Annotated in this window: 6 protein-coding genes and 1 other RNA gene; 5 read left to right on the plus strand and 2 right to left on the minus strand. The window is 53.2% G+C overall.

Going from position 1 to position 7,436, the window contains the following annotated elements; all coding sequences use genetic code 11:
* Positions 1 to 228: 228 nt before the first annotated feature.
* The gene (locus H511_RS0120445) at positions 229 to 1,974 is read left to right on the plus strand and encodes an ABC transporter transmembrane domain-containing protein (RefSeq protein ID WP_027254009.1); all 1,746 of its coding nucleotides are present in this window, start codon (positions 229 to 231) and stop codon (positions 1,972 to 1,974) included.
* Positions 1,971 to 3,755, plus strand: coding sequence for a SmdB family multidrug efflux ABC transporter permease/ATP-binding protein (locus H511_RS23860; protein ID WP_036760102.1), 1,785 nt, complete (start codon positions 1,971 to 1,973; stop codon positions 3,753 to 3,755). Before H511_RS0120445 ends, H511_RS23860 begins: the two co-directional genes overlap by 4 nt.
* A gap of 162 nt (positions 3,756 to 3,917) precedes the next feature.
* Here the strand turns inward: H511_RS23860 and tesB are convergent, their stop codons facing one another.
* A complete protein-coding gene (tesB, locus tag H511_RS0120455; protein ID WP_027254010.1) occupies positions 3,918 to 4,784 on the minus strand; it encodes an acyl-CoA thioesterase II in 867 nt (288 codons plus the stop codon).
* Positions 4,785 to 4,913: 129 nt separating this feature from the next.
* On the opposite strand from tesB, the gene H511_RS0120460 reads away from it, so the two are divergent.
* Positions 4,914 to 5,336, plus strand: a complete 423-nt coding sequence (locus H511_RS0120460; RefSeq protein WP_027254011.1) for a YbaY family lipoprotein — start codon at positions 4,914 to 4,916, stop codon at positions 5,334 to 5,336.
* Positions 5,337 to 5,488: 152 nt separating this feature from the next.
* Here the strand turns inward: H511_RS0120460 and H511_RS0120465 are convergent, their stop codons facing one another.
* Positions 5,489 to 5,803 carry an MGMT family protein gene (locus tag H511_RS0120465; RefSeq protein ID WP_027254012.1) on the minus strand — a complete coding sequence of 105 codons (315 nt, stop codon included), beginning with the start codon at positions 5,801 to 5,803 and terminating at the stop codon, positions 5,489 to 5,491.
* A gap of 39 nt (positions 5,804 to 5,842) precedes the next feature.
* Here H511_RS0120465 and H511_RS0120470 point away from each other — a divergent pair, with 39 nt between their 5' ends.
* On the plus strand, positions 5,843 to 6,574 hold the full coding sequence (locus H511_RS0120470; RefSeq protein ID WP_027254013.1) for a VP0952 family biofilm-associated protein: 732 nt from the start codon (positions 5,843 to 5,845) through the stop codon (positions 6,572 to 6,574).
* A 151-nt stretch (positions 6,575 to 6,725) separates the two neighbouring features.
* Positions 6,726 to 6,822, plus strand: an RNA gene (ffs, locus tag H511_RS24540) — signal recognition particle sRNA small type.
* Positions 6,823 to 7,436: the final 614 nt, after the last annotated feature.

The following is a 7,436-nucleotide window of genomic DNA, read 5'->3' on the forward strand; positions in this document are numbered from 1 at the left end:
AAAAACAAATATTCCGTTAACGCTGTGAAAATAGGCAGCATCACCTGCTGTTTTGCTGCCATTCCTTACATTTGGGTTGATAATCAGCCTGCCTTTTTGCCAATATGTTGCTAGATTGTCACCTCAGTGTGACAGGCGATTTTATCCTCTCGATCCACCCGACTTTATAATATTTTTCTGTTCTTCGGCTTACTTCTCGTGAGCAGACCGTGTTTTGCTGGAGGAAACATGCAGGTTTTTTGGCAACTCAGGTGGTACTTTCGGCAAGAGTGGCGGCGATATGGCGGCGCGATCGCTATTTTTGTCATTATTGCTTTTTTTGAACTGATCCCACCCCGGGCTGTGGGCTGGATAGTCGACGGTGTGGTTGAAGGCAAAATGACTATCAATACCATGCTGATGTGGCTGGGCGGACTGGCTGCGATGTGGGTGCTGGTGTACGTGTTGCGGATAGTCTGGCGTCTGTGGTTGTTTGGCAGTGCCGCGAAACTGGGCACTGTGCTCAGAGACAAGCTCTATCGCCATTTTACCCGGCAGGCGCCGAATTTTTTTGAGCGCCACAAAACCGGTGATCTGATGGCCCGTTCAACCAATGATGTCAATGCGCTGGTGATGACAGCCGGAGAAGGTGTACTGACCGCGGCGGATTCGCTGATCACCGGATTGGCGGTTTTGCTGATCATGACAACCCAGCTCAGCTGGCAGCTGACCCTTTTAGCGCTCCTGCCTATGCCTGTGATGGCCTTGCTGGTCTCGCGCTTTGGCAGCCAGCTGCATGACAGGTTCAGCGAATCGCAGGCCGCTTTTTCTGCCCTGACGGACACCACGCAGGAGTCGCTGAACGGCGTCAGGATGATCCGCGCCTTTGGTCTGGAGCAAAGGCAGCAGGCCGCGTTTGAGAAAGTCGTTGACCATGCCGGTGAAAAGAACTTCGGGGTGGTGCAAGTAGACGCCAAGTTTGACCCTGTGATCCAGCTGACAATCGGGATGTCCTTTTTCCTCAGTGTCGGCGGCGGGGCTTATTTAATTCATCAGGGCGAGCTGACCCTGGGCGATCTGACCGCGTTTACTTTGTATCAGGGCTTGATGATCTGGCCGATGCTGGCCATTGCCTGGCTGTTCAATATTCTTGAGCGCGGCTCTGCGGCATGGAAACGCCTGCAGGAAATTTTGGATCAGGCCCCGACGATTGTCAGCGGCGCTAAAGCACTGGCGGACACCCGTCAGGCGCTGGATATCCGGATTGAGGCATTTTCCTGGCCGCAGCAGCGCCAGCCTGCCCTGCAGGAGCTGGCGATCCATCTGCCGGCGGGTCAGATGCTGGGGCTGGCCGGGCCGGTCGGTTGCGGTAAATCTACCTTGCTGGCGCTGCTTTTACGCCAGCAGGAGCTGAGCCATGGGCGCATTGCGTATGGCGGCGTGTGTATCCGCGATGCAGTCCTGGAGCAATGGCGCAGCCGGTTTGCAGTGGTCAGTCAAAGCCCGTTTCTGTTTTCCCGCTCGATTGCCGATAACATTGCGCTGGGCAGGCCGGATGCCAGTATGGATGCCATCCGTCACGCTGCCGAATTAGCCTGTATTGATGAAGACATCATGCTGTTCCCCGATGGGTATGACACTCTGGTCGGGGAAAAGGGCATCACGCTGTCCGGCGGCCAGAAACAGCGCATTGCGATTGCCCGGGCGCTGCTGCTCAATGCTGAAATTCTGGTGCTGGATGATGCGCTGTCGGCCGTCGACGGCAAAACAGAACACAGGATCCTGCATAATCTGCGCAGTCAGCCCCAGCGACAGACAGTGATTGTCATTGCCCATCGCCTGACCGCGCTAGAGCAGGCCGATGAAATCGTCGTGCTGCAGCATGGTCAGGTGAGCGAGCGCGGAACGCACGCGGACTTGCTGATCAATGATGACTGGTACGCCGAGATGTACCGTTACCAGAAACTGGAACAAGCCATTGAGGAGGGGCAATGAAAAGACAGGCAGTTAACCGGGCGGTATTACAACGGCTGCTCAGGTACGCACTGGACGATAAGCGAAACCTGTTCATTGCTATCGCGCTATTGTTCGTGGCCTCGCTGGCGGATGTGTCCGGTCCCTGGTTATTGCAGCGTTTCATCGATCATTATATTGCCGTCGATCAGTTTCCGGCGGCCGATGTCGCGGCACTGGTAGCAGCCTATATCGCGCTGATGATGCTGGCGGGAGTGTTTAAGTATGCCCAGTCACTGCGTTTTAATCAGATTGCCATCGGCGTGGTGCAGAAAGTCCGCAAGCAATTGTTTGCCCGGGTGATGAACCAGCCTCTGTCGGCCTTTGATTACATGCCCAGCGGCAAGCTGATCTCCCGGCTGACCAATGACACTGAATCGATTAAAGATTTTTATGTTTTTGTGATTGCGACCTTTTTAAAGAACGTCACTTTGATTGTGGTGATGCTCACTGTAATGTTTATCATGAGCTGGCGTCTGACCCTGGTGGTACTGGCGTTGTTGCCGATTGTGGTGGGCGTGATGGTGGTGTACCAGCACAAAAGTGCCAGCGCCTACCGGCGCATGCGCGATTTGCTGGCCGACATTAACTCCTCAATGAGCGAGTCCATCCAGGGGATGAGTCTGATCCAGCTCATGCGGCAGGAAAAAGCCTTCAGTGCCTATTTTGCCGGGCTGACCGATCAGCACCTCAAGGCGCAGATCGGGGTCACCAAACTGAACAGTATCCTACTGCGGCCCCTGATTGATTTGCTGTCCGGGATAGCCTTGCTGACGCTGGTGGCGCTGTTTGGTGTGGGTGGCACCGAGCTGATCGGGGTCGGGGTGTTGTATGCATTTCTGAGTTATCTGGGCCGGGTCACCGAGCCGCTGATCGAAATGACACAGCAATTATCTTTGCTTCAGCAGGCGCTGGTGGCCAGCGAGCGGATCTTTGCGCTGATTGATTCACGCCAGCAAGCGTACGGTGAAGACGAAAGGCCACTGACCAGCGGACATCTGGCGTGCCGTAAGCTGAGCTTCAGCTATGACGGCAAGCAGAAAGTGCTGGACAACATTGATCTTGAACTGCCGCATCAGGGATTTCTGGCACTGGTCGGGCATACGGGCAGCGGCAAAAGTACCCTGGCTTCGCTCATGATGGGCTTTTACCCAAGCTCCGAAGGTGGTGTCGAGTTAGACGGACGTCCGCTGGAAAGCCTCAGCCGGCCTGTGCTTCGTCAGGGCATCGCCATGGTCCAGCAGGATCCGCACGTACTGAGTGATACCGTGAGGGAAAATGTCAGCCTGGGCCGGGACATGACCGATGATCAGATCTGGCACGCCTTAGAGACAGTCGGCCTGGCCGGACAGATAAAACAGTATGAGTTTGGTTTAGACACTGTGCTGGGGGGAGGGGAAGTGAACCTGTCTGCCGGGCAGAAGCAGTTACTGGCACTGGCCCGTGTACTGGTGGAGCAGCCGAAAGTGCTGATACTGGACGAAGCGACCGCCAATATAGACTCAGGGACAGAGCAAAAAATTCAGCATACGCTCTCGGTGCTGCGTCAGAACATGAGCATTGTGGTGATTGCGCACCGGCTTTCAACCATCATGGATGCTGATGAGATTGTGGTATTGCACCATGGGGAAGTGATTGAAAGAGGCACGCATTTCAGCCTGCTTTCTGAGCGCAAACAGTACTGGCAAATGTACCAGTTGCAGCAGGTCAGTGATCATCTCCACCATTTGGAAGAAGCTTCTGCCGAGACAGCAGAAAATTGACATCAGCCTGACAAAAATGTACAAGTCATTCACTATAAATGGCTCCCGGGATAATGGTGGCATATTGCCATTCCGGGAGCTTTGCCGTTAGTGAACACTCATGGTCTGTAAGGTGAATGTCTGCAAGATGAACGTCTTTTAGATGATCGTCTTCCGGATAAATCAGTCTTCACGTTTACGCATCAAACCTTCCTGTACGGCGGAAGCAACCAGTTCGCCGTCACGGTTATAAATCTCCCCCCGGACCAGACCGCGTGAGCCGCTGGCTGATGGACTGTCGATGACATACAGCAGCCAGTCGTCCATACGGAACGGGCGGTGGAACCACATGGAGTGATCGATAGTGGCCACCTGCATTTTCGGGGTCAGTAACGTGACGGCATGCGGTTGCAGGGCAGTGACCAGGAAACCCCAGTCTGAGGCATAGGCCAGCAGGTACTGGTGAATGCGAGGATCGTTCAGCATTTCACCATTGGCTCTTATCCAAAGGTATTGTTTGGCCGCCTCTGATTGAGGATGGAGCGGATTGATCACAGTGACCGGGCGAACTTCAATCGGTCGCTCGCAGCCAAAGGTCTCGACAAATTTACGGGGCAATTGGTCTGCGATGGCTTTGACATGGTCCTGTTCTGATTTCAGAGACTCGGGTGGTGGGACATCTTCAGGCATTGGAAACTGGTGGTTAAAGCCGTCTTCCAGCGCCTGATAAGACGCTGTCAGGTAAAAGATAGGGCGACCGTTCTGAATCGCTTTTACCCGACGGGTGCTGAAGCTTTTACCGTCACGCAGGTTTTCGACATCGTAGATAATCGGTTTTTGCGGATCACCCGGCAACAGGAAGTAGCTGTGGAAGGAATGGACAAACCGGTTCTCCGGCACAGTTTCTTTCGCTGCTGACAAGGACTGTCCGATGACCTGACCACCATAGACCTGGGGTAAACCAAGATGTTCACTCTGACCACGGAACAAACCTTGTTCCAGTTGTTCTAAGTGCAACAGATTGAGAAGTTCGTTCAGTTCTTTGCTCATCGGAGCTCCAGTTATAATGCTATTATTAGTCAAATTTTTACAGTTAGTTATCCATAAACTCAAGGCGAAAGGTTCTGAAGTGTTAGAATCATCAGTTTGTGGGGGGAATATCAAGGGCAGGGTACAACTATGAAAAAGATGTTTGCGTTACTAACCTTATTGGTCACGGCTATGGTTATCTCAGCATGTACAAATATGATCAATAAAGAAGCAGGTGTCGGAAAAGTTGAAGGTAATCTGACGTATCGTGAGCGTATGGCGCTTCCGGATGATGCGCTGATTACAGTAACCTTGTCAGATGTTTCTCTGATGGATGTGCCCGCGAAAGTGATCAGCCGCCAGTCGTATCTGGCTGCAGGCAAGCAGGTACCTTTTTCGTTCAGCCTGCAGTATATGGAAGAAGAGATTAAGCCTTCTCATACCTATGCCGTGAGCGCGCGAATCGAAGTGAACGGTAAGCTGCTGTTCATCACAGATACCGCCAATCATGTGATTACCGATCCTTCCAAAACCACCCAGTTGGATCTGATGCTGGTACGCGTCAGCCAGTAATCTCTGAATAAGAATCTCCAAAGCCCGGCCATCGCCGGGCTTTTTGCATTCGGATGCCATTCAAGGCTGTTGCTCTTGTTCCTCCCCCTCGTGGAGGGGGAGGAACAGGAGGGGGTCTTCAGGGCACCAAGTTTCGGGGTATTTTCTTCCTTCTACGCCACCGGATACCCATCCCAGCGGTAACGCTTCAGAGAAACCCTGCCCGTTGCAGACACCTCAATGCCATCAGCAATCAGACATTGCCGCTGGCGCAGGAAGTCATCACCCTGCTGTGAGATTTTCCCCTGACTGTTGATCACCCGGAACCAGGGCAGCGCAGAACCTTCCGGTAACTGGCCTAGCAGCTTTCCCACGTGACGGGCATAACCGGGAAAGCCCGCAAAGCGCGCAATATCACCGTAAGTCGACACTTTGCCGTCAGGGATCTGCGCGATCTGGCTGTAGATTTGATTCTTAAAGTCGTCCATATTGGGATCCTGGGTAACAATTTGTACAGGGAGGTGCAAATGTTATATACCACAATCCTGGCTGTCATGAGCATGTTACTGACCATTGTCGGGGTCAGTGCCCTTGGGTTGGCACAGCATCATTTAACCGTGCTTGCCGTGGCCATCCCCGCACTGTGGCTGTTGCCGCAAGGCGGCGTGTCCGCTGTGTTGCTGTTACTTGGTATCGGCATGTTTGGCGCCGTATTACCTTTTCAGCCGCTCGCCCTCTCGGTGAGCCTGCTGATGATGCTCCCGGTATTAACTGTCTCTTTCTCGCCACGGGGCAACTGGCAGGTTGCGGCGTTACTTTTTGCTGTGGTGATCGCCATGGATGCCGGCTTACTGGCCTTGCAGGGGGAAGAAAAACTGGCGGGCCAGGCCACGTATACCCTGCTGCAGGTGCTGGCGGTGTGTTTTATCTGGCTTGCCGCTCGTTACTGGCGGCCGGTTAAGGCGAATTATGGCTGGCCGTTACTGCTGGCGGTGCCCTTGTGGCTCGGCGGGCTGACACCGGCCGCCTTGGTTGTACTGTGCATCATAGGCGTCATCGTCGCACTTCAGACCCTGTATCAGCAGAATCAGCTGGTCTGGGTAACAAGGCTCAATTGGGTATTACCGGCGATTGCCTTTGCCACCCTGGTGGTGATCCCCGAATTTGATGTGCCTAATCCTGTTTTAGTCGCCTGGCTGCTGGTGCTGGGCAGCGCCTCGCTGGCCGAATATTTACTTAACGAACTTGAAAGCGGCTGAAGGGAACCCGGCAGATGGGTAATAATCCAGCAGTCAGCAGCACGCGGCTTGCCAATGCCTTGCATTGTCTTTGGGGTTAGTGGATAATCCGTCCCGTTCTCGCAATTACCTGAAAGGGTTATCAGTGAGACATCGAATCTATGGAGGCCCCCATTGGTCCTCCCGCAACACTAACTCGTGAACCCGGTCAGGCCTGGAAGGGAGCAGCCGCAGCGAGCGACGTGTGTGCCGGGATGTGGCTGGTGGGGGTCTCCACCCATCTGGCGTTTGTCAATTTCCTGCTTCAACAGCGACTTCCTGATTTTTTAAATTTCTCTGAGTTGTGGTATTCCCAATTTGCCATTCGGTGATTTTGCATGTCGCGCTTCATATTCGGAGAGCCCCTCAGCCTTTTTACCTGGGGGAGTGGGTAACGCTAGTTTGCTCGTTGTTGGACAGTTATTATTGTGGCGCATATTCCTTGCAATGAGAGGGTATGTCGCGCTTGAGTTCGGTATTTCATTCAGCATGGTTTGATGCGCGCCAGGTACTCTTTTCCAGCAAAATGTATGGTCCGCCCCGTTTTTGCAACTACAATTTTAACGGGAGTGGTTTGCGCTAATGTATTCGGAGTCTCTCTTGGAAGCTCTCGCATTCCAGCTCCACGATGATATCTGCGCCAGATAATCCTTAAAAGAGTAAATGCATCTAAGTGCTATTTTTGCCGTCAGGTTACATATCTGGCCGATTGACCGTTATCGTCATCATTGTCATTGCAAAATGGGTTAATGAGTTTATTGGCAAGCAAGTTTGTTGGCATTGAACGCACGGTGTGAGTTCATCACAGCCCAGGCGATCCGCACTAACTTGTTAGCGAGTGCGA

This window comes from Photobacterium halotolerans DSM 18316 (assembly GCF_000425165.1).
Lineage (GTDB): Bacteria > Pseudomonadota > Gammaproteobacteria > Enterobacterales > Vibrionaceae > Photobacterium > Photobacterium halotolerans.